General features: G+C 67.0%; 15 protein-coding genes. 12 read left to right on the top strand and 3 right to left on the bottom strand.

What is annotated here, in order from left to right; translation table 11 throughout:
- Positions 1-254, bottom strand: a 254-nt coding sequence (locus ACTIAO_RS09475) for a TMEM175 family protein (RefSeq protein WP_441906047.1), incomplete at its 3' end; no start/stop codon positions are given.
- A 64-nt stretch (positions 255-318) separates the two neighbouring features.
- Here ACTIAO_RS09475 and tilS point away from each other — a divergent pair.
- On the top strand, positions 319-1,371 hold the full coding sequence (gene tilS, locus ACTIAO_RS09470) for a tRNA lysidine(34) synthetase TilS (RefSeq protein ID WP_441906046.1): 1,053 nt from the start codon (positions 319-321) through the stop codon (positions 1,369-1,371).
- Between the two features lie 102 nt (positions 1,372-1,473).
- Here the strand turns inward: tilS and ACTIAO_RS09465 are convergent, their stop codons facing one another.
- A complete protein-coding gene (locus ACTIAO_RS09465; RefSeq protein ID WP_441906045.1) occupies positions 1,474-1,992 on the bottom strand; it encodes a DUF937 domain-containing protein in 519 nt (172 codons plus the stop codon).
- An 85-nt stretch (positions 1,993-2,077) separates the two neighbouring features.
- Here ACTIAO_RS09465 and hpt point away from each other — a divergent pair, with 85 nt between their 5' ends.
- The 10 genes from hpt (at position 2,078) to ACTIAO_RS09415 (ending at position 10,612) form a co-directional block, all read left to right on the top strand.
- On the top strand, positions 2,078-2,629 hold the full coding sequence (gene hpt, locus ACTIAO_RS09460) for a hypoxanthine phosphoribosyltransferase (RefSeq protein ID WP_441906044.1): 552 nt from the start codon (positions 2,078-2,080) through the stop codon (positions 2,627-2,629).
- Between the two features lie 144 nt (positions 2,630-2,773).
- Positions 2,774-4,789, top strand: a complete 2,016-nt coding sequence (ftsH, locus tag ACTIAO_RS09455) for an ATP-dependent zinc metalloprotease FtsH (protein ID WP_441906043.1) — start codon at positions 2,774-2,776, stop codon at positions 4,787-4,789.
- A gap of 2 nt (positions 4,790-4,791) precedes the next feature.
- On the top strand, positions 4,792-5,400 hold the full coding sequence (gene folE, locus ACTIAO_RS09450; protein WP_441906042.1) for a GTP cyclohydrolase I: 609 nt from the start codon (positions 4,792-4,794) through the stop codon (positions 5,398-5,400).
- Positions 5,397-6,230: a dihydropteroate synthase gene (folP, locus tag ACTIAO_RS09445; protein WP_441906041.1), complete on the top strand. Its 834-nt coding sequence runs from the start codon at positions 5,397-5,399 to the stop codon at positions 6,228-6,230. The genes folE and folP overlap by 4 nt, the downstream gene beginning before the upstream one ends.
- Before the next feature lie 3 nt (positions 6,231-6,233).
- Positions 6,234-6,626, top strand: a complete 393-nt coding sequence (gene folB / locus ACTIAO_RS09440) for a dihydroneopterin aldolase (protein ID WP_441906040.1) — start codon at positions 6,234-6,236, stop codon at positions 6,624-6,626.
- Between the two features lie 8 nt (positions 6,627-6,634).
- The gene (folK, locus tag ACTIAO_RS09435; RefSeq protein ID WP_441906039.1) at positions 6,635-7,147 is read left to right on the top strand and encodes a 2-amino-4-hydroxy-6-hydroxymethyldihydropteridine diphosphokinase; all 513 of its coding nucleotides are present in this window, start codon (positions 6,635-6,637) and stop codon (positions 7,145-7,147) included.
- Positions 7,144-7,629 (top strand): DUF3180 family protein, encoded by a 486-nt coding sequence (locus ACTIAO_RS09430; protein WP_441906038.1) that lies wholly within the window; start codon positions 7,144-7,146, stop codon positions 7,627-7,629. Before folK ends, ACTIAO_RS09430 begins: the two co-directional genes overlap by 4 nt.
- Positions 7,583-8,179 carry a PH domain-containing protein gene (locus tag ACTIAO_RS09425; protein ID WP_441906037.1) on the top strand — a complete coding sequence of 199 codons (597 nt, stop codon included), beginning with the start codon at positions 7,583-7,585 and terminating at the stop codon, positions 8,177-8,179. The genes ACTIAO_RS09430 and ACTIAO_RS09425 overlap by 47 nt, the downstream gene beginning before the upstream one ends.
- Complete coding sequence (locus ACTIAO_RS09420) at positions 8,176-9,933, top strand: PH domain-containing protein (RefSeq protein ID WP_441906036.1); 1,758 nt, start codon at positions 8,176-8,178, stop codon at positions 9,931-9,933. Before ACTIAO_RS09425 ends, ACTIAO_RS09420 begins: the two co-directional genes overlap by 4 nt.
- A complete protein-coding gene (locus ACTIAO_RS09415; RefSeq protein WP_441906035.1) occupies positions 9,923-10,612 on the top strand; it encodes a DUF2520 domain-containing protein in 690 nt (229 codons plus the stop codon). The genes ACTIAO_RS09420 and ACTIAO_RS09415 overlap by 11 nt, the downstream gene beginning before the upstream one ends.
- A gap of 124 nt (positions 10,613-10,736) precedes the next feature.
- Here ACTIAO_RS09415 and ACTIAO_RS09410 read toward each other — a convergent pair whose 3' ends face one another.
- Complete coding sequence (locus ACTIAO_RS09410; RefSeq protein WP_441906034.1) at positions 10,737-12,545, bottom strand: DUF2207 domain-containing protein; 1,809 nt, start codon at positions 12,543-12,545, stop codon at positions 10,737-10,739.
- Between the two features lie 144 nt (positions 12,546-12,689).
- Between ACTIAO_RS09410 and lysS the strand changes: the two genes are divergently transcribed.
- Complete coding sequence (lysS, locus tag ACTIAO_RS09405; protein WP_441906033.1) at positions 12,690-14,219, top strand: lysine--tRNA ligase; 1,530 nt, start codon at positions 12,690-12,692, stop codon at positions 14,217-14,219.
- The last annotated feature ends 3 nt before the right edge of the window (positions 14,220-14,222 follow it).

Raw genomic sequence — 14,222 nt, 5'->3', positions numbered from 1 at the left:
TCGACCTCGTTGTACTGCCGGTGATGGCCGATCCACGAGTTCGCGATCAGGACGAAGCTGAGCACGAAGCTCGTGAGCTGCCCGCTGTGCACATTCAGGAATTCAGCTGTCGTGAGCTTGTCGGATGCCGCCTCGGACACCGATTCCATCAACGGCAGAATCAGCAGCGTCATCGCGATGGCCACGACCGCGTCGACGAAAGCCTTGAAGCGCTCGTTCGAGAACTGCCGGGTCACATCCGTCTGATCTGCCACCCGCCAAGAGTATGACCGTCCGGGTGTCACCGGTAGGTGTTCTCGGGTGTCGTAGCGTGGGGGGATGCCCTCGCTCCCACCTGCCGTCGCCGAGATCCGCCTCGCCGCGCGCACTGCGCTCGCCGGTCTATCCGACCGCGTGACGGTCGTCGTCGCGCTCTCCGGCGGTGCTGACTCGCTCGCGCTCGCCGCAGCGACCGCGTTCGAGGCACGCTCGCGTGGGATGCAGGTCTGCAGTGCGACGATCGATCACGGACTGCAGGACGGATCAGCGGATGCCGCGGCGACCGCGGCCGCGAAGGCGGATGCCCTCGGCATCCGAGCGCGTGTCGAGCGCGTGCAGGTGGCGCTGGAGTCGGCCGCTGTGCCTGTGGCCGGCGGCGCTTCGACAGACTCAGAGAACGCCGTCGTCAGATTCGCCGGTGGCACCGAGGCGGCCGCTCGGGACGCGCGGTATACGGCGCTGCGTCGCATTGCCCGCGAAGAGCAGGCAGCGGCTGTGCTGCTCGGTCATACCCTTGACGACCAGGCCGAGACCGTACTGCTCGGGCTCGCCCGGGGCGCGGGCGCTGCCAGCCTGCAGGGCATGGCGCCGCGGCGTGAAGATGAGGACGGCACGGTGTGGCTGCGGCCGATGCTGGGCGTGCGCCGGGTGACGACCGAGGCGTTCTGCGCAGCATCCGATCTCGAACCCTGGCACGACCCGCACAACCGTGAGCACCGCTTCGCGCGTGTACGTGTGCGCGAGAGCGTGCTGCCGGTGCTCGAGGCGGAACTCGGTCCGGGGATCGCCGAGGCGCTCGCGCGCACGGCAGAGCAGCTGCGGGAAGACACCGAGGCGTTCGACGAGATGATCCACGAGACGATCGAGGACATCGTCGAGCACGCCGAGGCCGGTATCTCCGTCAGCGTTCCGGCGCTCGCCGCGAACCCTCCGGCGCTGCGCAACCGGATCATCCGCCTCGTCGCCCAGAGCGAGTTCGGTGCGAGCCTGTCGCGCACGCAGACGCTCGAAGTCGCACGGCTGGTCACAGACTGGTCGGGGCAGGGTCCGATCGACCTGCCGGGGTGCTCGGCCGCGCGCCGGGGTGGGCGGCTCGTGTTCACGGCGCGCTGAAGACATTTCGACTCGCCTGCGGCTCGCTCAACGCGTTTCGTCTCGCTTCGCTCGCTCAACGTCCCGCGAGGGTCGCGCTCAACGACCCGCGGATCGTTGTCGCTACTTCTTGCCGAAGAGCCCGCCCAGGAGGTCACCGATGCCGCCGCCTGAGTCACCGCCGAGCAGGCCGCCGATGATGTCGCCCAGCCCGCCGCCCGATTCTCCGGATGCCGTCGCCGTGCCCCCGGACTTGTCCTTGGTCGCGTTGGCGATCAGTCCCATCACAATCGGAGCGAGAATCGGCAGGAGCTTGCCGAAGTCGATGCCGGGAGTCTTCTCCGACTCGTTCAGCTTCGTCGCGACCTTGTCGGCATCGCTGCCCAGAACGTGCTTGACGATCTTGCCGCCGTCGGACTGATCGACGTCGTCGACCTTGGCAACGGTCGGCTTGCCCTCGTGGCGCTTCAGCGCATTCTCGATAGCGGTGGAGCCTTCACTGGTCTGCGCATTCTTGGCGAGGCCATCCAGCAGCACAGCACCACCCTGCTGCACCGCCTTCCGCGCTTCTTCCGGCGAGACGCCGAGTTTTGCGGCGATGTCGTCGACCGGAACCTGCTTGAGGATGTCATCAAGGGCCATGGAGAATCCTTCCGTCGGGGGCATGCGCCCGCTCGATCCTCACAGTATTGCCGAACCCACAGCATCCGTCACCTAAAATCGATGCATGCGCGCGGCAGAGATTCAGGATGACCTTGCAGAGATCCTCGTCACGGAGGAGCAGATTCAGGCGAAGCTTCAAGAGCTCGCCGACCGAGTGGCAAAGGACTACGAGGGCAAGGACCTGCTTCTGGTCGGGGTGCTCAAGGGCGCGGTGATGGTGATGGCGGACTTCGCCCGTTCCCTGCCGTTCCATGCGCCGATGGACTGGATGGCCGTCTCGAGCTACGGGTCCAGCACGAAGTCCAGCGGTGTCGTGCAGATCCGCAAGGACCTCGATACCGACCTGCACGGCAAGCACGTCCTGATCGTCGAGGACATCATCGACTCGGGCCTGACCCTGAGCTGGCTGCTGGAGAACTTCGAGTCCCGCGGCCCCGAGTCGATCGAGGTGCTGGCGCTGCTGCGCAAGCCCGAGGCCGCGAAGGTCGAGATCGACTGCAAGTACGTCGGCTTCGACATCCCGGTCGAGTTCGTCGTCGGCTACGGCCTCGACTACGACGAGCGCTACCGCAACCTGCGTGACGTGGCGGTGCTCGCGCCGCACGTGTACAGCTGACGACGGAGACGTTTCGACTCGCTGGCGCTCGCTCAACGCGCTTCGGCTCGCTCCGCTCGCTCAACGACCCGCGGAGGGTGACAGCGTACGCCGTGGGCGAATCACAGCGAGGCCCAAGGACGCTCGCGATACGCTGAACGGATCATGGACGTGAAGAAGATCACCCGCAACCCGCTGATGTACGTGGTACTGATCGGCGTGCTGCTTTTCGGTGGATTCCTGTTGATCTCGAACCTCGGCGCCCCGAAGCAGATCACCACTCAGCAAGGCCTTGACCTGCTGGGCGGGACGACGGTCACCGAGGTGACCACGACCGACGGAGATCAGCGCGTCGACATGACGCTCTCGAAGGCGTTCGAGGACTCGAAGCAGGTCCAGTTCTACTACGTGAATGCGCGCGCCGACGAGGTCGTCACGGCAATCAACTCCGCAGACCCCAAGGACGGCTTCAACGACGTCGTGCCGCGCGCGACGTGGTTCGACGGCATCCTCTCGCTGCTTCTTCCCCTCATACTGCTCGGTCTGCTGTTCTGGTGGCTGCTCTCGTCGATGCAGGGCGGCGGCGGCAAGGTCATGCAGTTCGGCAAGTCCAAGGCCAAGCTGGTCAACAAGGAGACCCCGACCGTCACCTTCGCCGACGTCGCCGGCGCTGATGAGGCCATCGAGGAGCTCGAGGAGATCAAGGAGTTCCTCCAGGATCCCGCCAAGTTCCAGGCCATCGGCGCCCGCATTCCGAAGGGCGTGCTGCTGTACGGCCCTCCCGGAACAGGTAAGACTCTCCTCGCTCGCGCTGTCGCCGGCGAGGCAGGCGCACCGTTCTACTCGATTTCGGGTTCTGACTTCGTCGAGATGTTCGTCGGCGTCGGAGCATCCCGCGTCCGCGACCTGTTCAACCAGGCCAAGGAGAACGCGCCGGCAATCATCTTCATCGACGAGATCGATGCCGTCGGCCGCCACCGCGGCGCCGGCATGGGCGGCGGAAACGACGAGCGCGAGCAGACGCTGAACCAGATGCTCGTCGAGATGGACGGCTTCGACCCGAACGCGAACGTCATCGTGATCGCGGCCACTAACCGTCCCGACATCCTCGACCCGGCTCTGCTGCGTCCCGGCCGCTTCGACCGCCAGATCGGTGTGGATGCTCCAGACCTCAAGGGCCGCCTGCACATCCTGCAGGTGCACGCCAAGGGCAAGCCGCTCGCCCAGAGCGTCGACCTCGAAGTCGTCGCCCGCAAGACTCCGGGCTTCACCGGTGCCGACCTCGCGAACGTCCTCAACGAGGCAGCCTTGCTCACGGCTCGCTCGAACGCGCAGCTCGTCGACAATCGTGCGCTCGATGAGGCCATCGACCGTGTGATCGCAGGTCCGCAGCGTCGGACGCGCGTCATGAAGGATCGCGAGAAGCTCATCACCGCGTACCACGAGGGTGGCCACGCGCTCGCCGCAGCGGCGATGAACTACACCGACCCGGTGACCAAGATCACGATCCTGCCGCGCGGCAAGGCCCTCGGCTACACGATGGTCATGCCGCTCGATGACAAGTACTCCGTCACGCGTAACGAGCTGCAGGACCAGCTCACCTACGCGATGGGCGGCCGTGTCGCCGAAGAGCTCATCTTCCACGACCCGACCACGGGTGCCTCGAACGACATCGAGAAGGCGACGAGCATCGCCCGCAAGATGGTCATCGAGTACGGAATGACTACCCAGCTCGGTCCGGTCAAGCTCGGCTCCGAGGGCGGCGAGCCCTTCGCCGGTCGCGACATGGGCCGCGGACGCGAGTACTCCGAGTCGGTCGCCGAGCGCGTCGACACCGAGGTGCGTGCACTCATCGAGCAGGCGCACGACGAGGCCTACCAGGTGATCAGCGACAACCGCGATGTCCTCGACCGTCTCGCTCTCGCGCTGCTCGAGGAGGAGACTCTCGATCACAACCAGATCGCCGAGATCTTCTCCGATATCCGCAAGCTCCCGGAGCGCCCGCTGTGGCTCTCCAGCAGTGAACGTCCGGTGTCGGATCGCCCGCCGATCGAGATGCCCAAGCGCGTGATCCCGGCGGATGCCGCGGCCTCTGTCGACGGATCAGCGGATGCCACGGCATCCCGTGGCGCGACCGACGGTGCCCCGGCTTCGGGGCAGGCGCGCCCGGCGACGGCCTGATCGTGGCCGTCGACCGCGAACGGGTCGAGCGGCTGACCCGCGAGCTGCTCGAGGCGATCGGGGAGGATCCGGATCGGCCGGGACTCAAGCAGACCCCGAGCCGGATGGCCGAGCTGTACACCGAGTTCTTCGCAGGCGTCGGTGAGGATGCCGCCGCACCCCTCGCCCGCACCATCAGCATCTCGCGCGGGCCTGCGCCGGAGACGCTGCCGTCCGGTGCGGTGCTGCTGCGCGACATCCGCTTCCGCTCGGTCTGCGAGCACCACCTGCTGCCGTTCGCCGGTCACGCCCACATCGCCTATCTCCCGGGCGAGCAGGTGGTCGGTCTCGGTGCCCTCGTGAAAGTCGTCGAGATCCTCGCAGCCCGTCCGCAGGTGCAGGAGCGACTCGGCGAACAGATCGCCGACACGATCGCCGAGCACCTCGACGCCCGTGGCGTGCTCGTCGTGCTGGATGCCGTGCACGGCTGCGTCACGATGCGCGGAGGTCGCCAGGCGGATGCCTCCACACTCACGATCGCCGCACGCGGGCAGTACAGCGAACCTGTGGCGCGCGCAGAGCTGATCACCCTCATCGGGACCCTTCGACAGGCTCAGGGACCGGAACAATGACCGGCATCTGGGGCATCGTCAACGTCACCACCGATTCATTCAGTGACGGTGGACGCTACATCGAACCGGACCATGCCATCGCACACGGCCTTGCGCTGCGGGATGCCGGCGCCACCGTTCTCGACATCGGCGGGGAATCCACGCGGCCCGGCGCAGCGCGCGTGGATCCTGTCATCGAGCAGCGTCGTGTCGTCCCGGTGATCGAGTCTCTTGCCGGTCACGGCATCGCCGTGAGCATCGACACGCTCAATGCGAGCACCGCGGTCGCGGCCGTCCGCGCCGGCGCCCGGATCGTCAACGACGTCTCCGGTGGTCTTGCCGATCCGGACATGCGTGCTGCCGTCGCCGAGTCGGGTGCTGACTTCGCCATCGGGCACTGGCGTGGTCCGTCCGATGACATGTACGCCCGTGCGGAGTACCGGCGTACCTCTCGCGAGGTCGCCGCAGAACTGCGCGAGCGCATCGGTGAGGCCGCCCAGGCGGGGATCGCCCCGGCCCGCGTTATCCTCGATCCCGGCATCGGCTTCGCCAAGACCGGTGATCAGAACTGGGACGTGCTCCGCGGACTCGCCGATGTCACGGCTCTCGGATACCGCGTGCTCATCGGAACCTCGCGCAAGCGGTTTCTTGGTGCTGCCCTTCGACAGGCTCAGGGATCGGATCGACAGGCTCAGGGATCGGGCGCTGAAGATATCAGCGAGGAGCGTCTCGACCTGGCCACCGCCGTCACGAGTGCGCTTGCCGTGCGCCACGACGTATGGGCCGTGCGCGTGCACGATGTCGCGGCCACACGCGATGCTCTCGCGATCGCACGAGCCTGGGAGGGCTGAGAGATGTCGAGCTCGGACAGCAATGTCACCGATGAGATCCGGCTCACGGGCCTGACCGTATTCGGACGTCACGGCGTCTTCGACCATGAGCGCGAGGACGGGCAGGACTTCACGATCGACCTGGGCCTTCAGATCGATCTGTCGGATGCCGCGGCATCCGATGACGTGACTGACACCGTCCACTACGGCGAGCTCGCGGAGAAGGTCGCCGACGTCGTCGGCGGGGAGCCGGTCAACCTCATCGAGAAGCTCGCGCAGCGCATCGCCGATGTCGCGCTCGGCGACGAGCGCGTACGCGCGGTCGAGGTCACCGTGCACAAGCCGCATGCGCCGATCCCGCTGACCTTCACGGACGTGTCCGTCACGATCCGTCGCACACGAACGGTCGTCGGCTGATGGTTCGGATGCCGCAGATCCCGACACCCGACCCGCGTCCCGGCCGGGATATCGTCCCTGCTGTCGTCGCATTCGGCGCCAATCTCGGCGACCGCGCCGAGACGATCCGCGGAGCCGTCGAGCGGATCTCACGGCTGCCTCTCGTGGACGACGTGCGGCTGTCCGACCTCCACGAGACCGTTGCAGTCCGCCTGGACGGTCCCGATCCGGACGCTCCGACCTATGTCAACGCCGTGGCGCTGCTGAACACGCGGCTCGCGCCGCAGGTGCTGCTTGGGCTGCTGCACGCGATCGAGGACGAATACGGCCGGGTGCGCGAGGAACGCTGGGGTGACCGCACCCTCGACCTCGACCTCATCGCCTATGGCGACCTGCATTCCGACGACCCGCACCTGCTGCTGCCGCATCCGCGTGCGGCCGAGCGCCTGTTCGTGCTCGAGCCCTGGCTGAGCCTTGATGCTGATGCGGAGCTCCCCGGCCGCGGTCGCATCGCCACGCTCGTGGAGGCGTTGCGGGGATGAAGCGCACCTCGCCTCTCGTCCTCATGCTGCTCGCCCTCGCCGGCGGCGGTATCGGCTACCTCGTCGATCACCTGCTCACGGCCGCCGGGCGTGCGACATTCGCGCCGTCCGGGCTGCTGCCGGTCCTGCTCCTGCTGCTCTCGGCCGCCGTGCTCGCGCTCGCGTGGCCGGTGCGCCGCAGCGTGCGCGGGCGATCACGTGCGCGCATCGATCCGTTCCGCGCGATGCGCGCGGCAACCCTGGCCCGAGCATCCAGCCTGCTGGGAGCGATCATGACGGGCTTCGGGGCGGGGCTGCTGGGCTTCCTCCTGTCCCGCCCGGTCGGTCCCCAGGTAGGGTCGATTGTGGCCATGGCGGCGCTGGTCGTGAGCTCTCTCGTTCTCGTGACCGCCGCGCTCGTCGCCGAACAGTTCTGCACCCTTCCAAAGGATCCTGATGACCGACAGCCAGATGACCCCGCCGCCGGAACCGACAGGATCTGAGCAGCCGCTTCAGCAGGGCAGGTCGGCCCTGGACGAGGGCACCTACGACAGGTTGCGTGAACCCCGTGGAGCAGGGCGCCTCGCCCTCGATGGACAGTGGCACCAGATCTCACCCCGCTACGTCACGTCGCAATTCGTTCAGAACGGCATCGTGCTCGCCCTCGTCATCGCGGCGGTGCTCGTGCTCGTGTTCGCGCTGGATCAGCCCTGGGCATGGATCCCCGGCGGTGTCATCGTCATCATGATCCTGGCGACGCTGGCGATCCTGCCGCGGCAGGCGAGGGCGATCGGGTACATGCTGCGCGACGACGACATCGTCTTCCGCAAGGGCATCCTCTGGCAGCGCATCATCGCGGTCCCGTACGGGCGCATGCAGCTCGTCGACATCACGCACGGCCCGTTGGATCGCGCGTTCGGCGTCTCGCAGCTCAAGATGGTGACGGCTGCCACCGCCACGGGCGTACAGATCCCTGGGCTCACGCAGGCCGCGGCCGAGTCGCTTCGAGACACCCTCATCGATGTCGCCGAGACCCGTCGGACGGGCCTGTGAGCACGCCCGCACCTGCCGCACCGGGACCGCACGCCGCCGACGAAACGCTGGCAGACGGCGAGTGGCATCGGCTCCATCCGCTGACGCCGCTGTTCAAGGGCGGGCTGGTCCTGATCATCGTCGCGGGCTTCGTGCTCAACAGCTTCCGCGACCGCATCATCTACTGGGCGGTCGATCTGTTCGCCCCCGATGCGCATGCGTCGGACTTCTCGAGCGGCGACCCGGTCGACTGGGTGCTGGAGAACAACTTCATCCTCCTCGCGCTGCTCATCGTCCTCGGGGTGCTCGTCGTCCTCATCGTGGCGTTCTGGCTGGTGTGGAGGGTCCACCAGTTCCGGATCTCGGATGAGCACGTCGAGGTGCGCAAGGGCATCATCTTCCGGTCGCATCGACGGGCGCCGCTGGACCGTGTGCAGGGTGTGAACCTCACCCGACCCTTCCCGGCACGGCTGATCGGCATGGCCAAACTCGAGGTCGTCGGCGCGGGAACAGACGCGAACGTCCCGCTGGAGTATCTCTCCACGCCCAAGGCCGAAAGCGTTCGCGCGGACATCCTGCGTCTGGCATCCGGTGCTCGCGCGGCACGCGCATCTCGTCAGGGCGACACACACGCACCGGCCGCGACGCACGAACCCGCTGCACGGCGTACACAACTGGTCGGGTCGATGAACTCCGGGGTGAGCGGACTGATCGAGGGCGTCGACCTCGCCGATGTCACACCCGAGAGCGTCGTGAAGATCCCTACCGGTCGCCTCGTCGGCGCGCAGCTGCTCTCGGGCCTGCTCTGGCTGGTGTTCTTCCTGGTGCTGTTCGGCATCGTGATGGCCATCTCCGTGCCGGCGATTCTTTCGGACGGGGGCCCGAACGCCTGGATCGGGATCGTGGGGATCTCGTTCGGCATCGGCATCCCACTCGTGATCGCCACGGTCGCGATCACCTGGGCGCAGATCTCGAAGTCGCTGCGCTACTCGATCGCGCCGACGCCGGACGGTGTGCGCATCACCTACGGTCTGTTCACCACGATCACCGAGACGATCCCGCCCGGCCGCATCTTCGCCGCCGAGGTCACGCAGTCCCTGCTGTGGCGTCCCTTCGGCTGGTGGGCGATCAAGATCAACCGGATGAGCGGCAAGAGCCTCTCCCAGCAGCAGTCCAGCACCGCGCAGCAGTTCAACATCGTGCTGCCGGTGGGCGTGGCGGCCGATGTGCAGCGGGTGCTCGGGCTCATCCTCCCCGACCTCCCCGCGGAAGATCAACCGCTGGTCTGGGACCACGGCATCCAGGGCCCCCAGAAGAGCGGGGATGACCCGTACCGGGTGATGGCGCGGCGTGCCTGGTGGCGCCGACCGTTCTCGTGGAAACGGCATGGGTTCGCCGTCACGGACTTCGCTCTGCTGCTGCGTCGTGGGGTGCTCTGGCGCAAACTCGCGATATTCCCGCTCGTACGACTGCAGGGCATCTCCGCGGAGCAGGGGCCGATCGACCGGCTGCAGCGCGTGGGCGACCTGAAGGCGCACAGCGTCACGGGTCCGGTGCTCGGCGACGTCGTCGGCATCGACAGCGCCGAGACGAACGAGTCACTCAACGACATCGCCCGTCGTGCATCGGTAGCGGTCCAGCGCGACCACGGGCATCGCTGGGCCGCGGATGCCGAGGACGAAACCATCGCCGCAGAAACGGAAAGCGCCGCAGTGGTGGACCCGCAGCACAATCTGACGATGAATTTCGGCGGTGAGGCAACGCATGAATCGTGACGGTCGTCTGGGCGTCGGCATCGTCGGCGCAGGCCGCGTGGGACCGGTGATCGGAGCAGCCCTCGGCGGGGCGGGGCACGCGATCATCGGAATCACGAGCGGGTCCGATGACGACCGCGCCACCGGTGTCCTCCCTGACGTGCCGACCCTCGAGGTCGAAGAGGTCCTCCGCCGCAGTGAACTGGTGATCCTGGCCGTTCCGCACGATGAGCTCCCTGGGCTCGTGGCAGGTCTCGCTGAGATCGGCGCGTGGCAGCCGGGACAGCTCGTGCTGCACACCGATCCCGGCTATGGCACGGGGGTGCTCGAGCCCGCGCAGCGGGCCGGGGCGATTCCGCTCGCTGTGCATCCGGCGATCTCCTTCACCGGAACCTCGATCGATCTGCGCCAACTGCAGGCGAGCTTCGCAGCCGTCACCGCTCCCGCTCCCGTGCTGCCGATCGCGCAGGCGCTCGCCGTGGAGCTCGGATGCGAGCCGGTCGTCATCAGCGAAGAGGATCGTGGTGCCTACGCGGAGGCGATCGCCACGGCATCCGAATTCTCCCGGGCGATCATCGGGCAGTCGACATCGCTGCTGCGCGGCATTGGCATCGACAATCCTGGCGGTTACCTCTCGGCGCTTGTGCAGTCCGCGGTCGAGACCGCGCTGCGCGAAGCATCCGACCCGCCCATGCTCTGACGCCGCCCACCGCGGTCGGAAAGCGGAGACGACCCGGCGTGTCGACGGCGCGTCGCGTCCGCACACGCAGCCGACACGCCAACCCGTCCGGGTTTTCCCCACGAGCAGGCATCAGCGACCGCGCTCAGCGTCCGCCGGAGAACCCGCCGCCTCCGCCACCACCGGAGAACCCGCCGCCGGATGAGCCGCCGAAACTCGACGAGCTGCCGCTGGATGGCGCCGAGTACAGCGCCGACGCCCGCGCGGAAGACGAGAATGTGTCGATTCGCGAGCTGAAGCCATAGGTTGCGCCGTAGATCCAGACCGGATCCTGCTGGGCCTGGCCGTAGGCGTACTCGAGCACCCCGCCCCATTCGTGTTCCTGGCCGAACAGGATCGCGAAGGGGAGCAGCTTCTCGTAGACGTGGATGACATCAACACTGCCGTCGCTTCGGCGATCGGCGCCGCTGTAGGACTGGAGCATCTGAAGTCTGTCCGCTTCGGCGACGCGGATGAATTCGCGCACGCCCTCCAGGTATTCCAATTGGAGGGCACCCTCCCTCGTCAGCACCGTGTATTTGCGGAACGAGGCGATGCTCGAGATGAGCACGACGATGCCACTGATCAACGTGGCGAAGAACACCGGGCCCGCCGATTCGCGACCGGTGAAAAGACCCCACAGCGTTAGCACCAGCATCACCGCGAACACGGCGAGTGCGACGCCTTGGATGACTCGCGCGACCGGGCTGGCGGCCTTCGTCGTGAGTCCGCGTTCTGCGGCAGCGGCCGGGCCGGTCTTGACCATCGCCTGCATGCGCGAGGCGAACGCCTGGTTGTTCGATGGCATCTCTGTGACGGTGCCGATCTCCGTGCCGTCGAAGAGCAGCTCCAGGGCGTCCGCATCCACCGGGTCGGGAATCGTGCCGTCGAGGCGCCGCAGGTGCGGCTTCTTCTCGTCCTCGCCGGAGACCTCTTCGATGCGCAGCAGCCGTCGCACAGCGAGGTGGATGATCTCGGCGGTGACCGGATTCCTCGCGCCCGGGATGATCGCATGAGCCACGAGCGGAGGCAACGAATCTGGGACGTCGTACTGCGCGACGACGATGCCGGTGCCGCGTCGGCGCGAGCGGACCATGGCTCTCGCGGCGATCCACCCGCCGATCGACAGCAGAACTGCACCTCCACCCAGGGCGTACGGCAGCGCGTCGGTGGCGGCATTCGGCAGGCGTGTCGGCGGCTGCGTCACGGTCCCCGGTTCGAGTGCGATCGCCACGGTGATGCCCTCGCCCGCGGAGAGATCGTGGGCTTCGACCGCGAATGATCCGGCCCCGGAGACGAGCGTGCACGTGTCCGTCGAGCCCTGTCGGCCCTGGTAGCACGAGGTGCTGCCGGTGAGACGCGGGGCGAGCGTGTCATCGAACTGGACCTCCGCACGGAAGGAGTCGATGTCCTGGGTGCTGTCGAGCGGCAGCAGGTCCCAGTAGAACTCGTCGACCTTCGTACTGGAGGCGGCGAGGACAACGTCGCGCATCTCGTACTCGATCACGTAGGTGGTCGAGCCGTGGACGTAGTCGTCGTTTCCGGTGAGGACGTACAGGACGCCATCGTCGTCTTCGGTCTCGTAGGGGACGTCATCGCCGTTCTCGTCACGCACCGACAGGATCGTCGTCTGCAGGCTCGCCCCCTGGTAGGTCTCGGGGTAGCCCGCGACGATCCCACGGTTCTGATCGGACTCGGGGAACTCGGCGACGCGGGTCTCCTCGACGTGCATGGTCGCACGACCGTCGTCGTCGATACCGACGTCGAAGGTCGCGTCCCAGGAAGAGAAATCAAAATCGTTGACATCGGTTCGAGCATCGGCAGCGGATGCTGAGACAGAAGTGGCGGCGACGGCCGGACTCGCCAGTAGGACGCCGGCCGCGATCGACACGAGTACGAGAGAGCGGAAACCCATGCTTCGAGGTTAGTCGCAGCCCTTCGACAGGCTCAGGGACCGGGTGACAGGCTCAGGGACCCTTCGACAGGCTCGGGGACCGGGCGACAGACTCGGGGACCGGGCGTTCCCGGTAAACTCGGAGGCGACTTCCAAGGAGCCTCTATGACCACCGCGCCAGAAGCGCCAGCATCCACCCCCGCCGACGCCGAAGGCGACGACATCCACGAGCAGAAGGCCGTCCGTCTGGCCAAGCGCGAGCGGCTGATCGAGCAGCGGGCGGATGCCGCGGGCGGAGCCTTCCCGGTCGGGGTGCCCGTGACGCACATGATCCCGGCGCTGCGCGCCGAGTACGGGGATCTTGAGGCGGGTGCGGAGACGGGTGTCACCGTCGGCATCGCCGGGCGCGTCGTGTTCAGTCGCAACACTGGAAAGCTGTGCTTCGCTTCGCTGCAAGCCGGCGACGGCTCTCGCATCCAGGCGATGATCTCGCTCGCTGAGGTGGGCGAGGAGTCGCTGGCGCGTTGGAAGGAATTCGTCGACCTCGGTGACCATGTCTTCGTGCACGGTCAGGTCATCTCCAGTCGCCGTGGTGAGCTGTCCATCATGGCCGATGACTGGGCGATCGCGTCGAAGGCGATTCTGCCGCTGCCGAATGCCTATGCAGAGCTGAGTGAAGAGACCCGCGTTCGCAGCCGGTACCTCGACCTCATCGTGCGTGAGCAGGCGCGCACAACGGTACGCGCTCGTGCCGCCGTCAACGCCAGCCTGCGCGCGACGTTCTCCGCGCACGAATATCTCGAGGTCGAGACTCCCATGCTGCAGGTGCAGCACGGCGGAGCATCCGCTCGTCCCTTCATCACCCACTCGAACGCATTCGATACCGAGCTCTACCTGCGTATCGCGCCGGAGCTCTATCTGAAGCGCGCCGTCGTCGGCGGTATCGAGCGGGTGTACGAGATCAACCGCAACTTCCGCAACGAGGGCGCCGACTCCACGCACAGCCCGGAGTTCGCGATGCTCGAGGCCTATCAGGCCTACGGCGACTACAACCAGATGGCCGAGCTCACTCAGGAGCTCGTGCAGGAGGCCGCGATCGCCGTGAGCGGTTCCACTACCGTCACCTGGGCCGACGGCACCGAGTACGACCTCGGCGGTGAGTGGGACCGCGTCTCGATGTACGAATCTCTCTCGGCCGCCGCCGGACGCGAATTCACCATCGATGATTCCGTTGCAGATCTCACCGCTTTCGCTGAGCAGCACGGGGTCGATCTGCCGCAGCACGCGACGCACGGCAAGCTGATCGAAGAGCTGTGGGAGCACTTCGTCAAGGTCGATCTCACCCGCCCGACGTTCGTCATGGACTTCCCCGTCGACACGTCGCCGCTCGTGCGCGAGCACCGCGAGAAGGCCGGCGTCGTCGAGAAGTGGGACCTGTACATCCGTGGCTTCGAACTGGCGACCGGATACTCCGAGCTCGTCGATCCCGTCATCCAGCGCGAGCGCTTCGTCGAGCAGGCGAAGCTCGCAGCCCGCGGCGACGTCGAGGCCATGCGCGTCGATGAGGAGTTCTTGCGGGCGCTCGAGCACGGCATGCCGCCGTCGGGCGGCATGGGCATGGGCATTGACCGCCTTCTCATGGCGATCACCGGTCTCGGCATCCGTGAGACGATCCTGTTCCCCCTCGTCAAGTAGCGC

The organism is Microbacterium sp., from assembly GCF_052099035.1.
Lineage (GTDB): Bacteria > Actinomycetota > Actinomycetes > Actinomycetales > Microbacteriaceae > Microbacterium.
The sequence above is the reverse complement of the archived record's forward strand: the minus strand, read 5'-3'. Positions and strand labels throughout refer to the sequence as shown.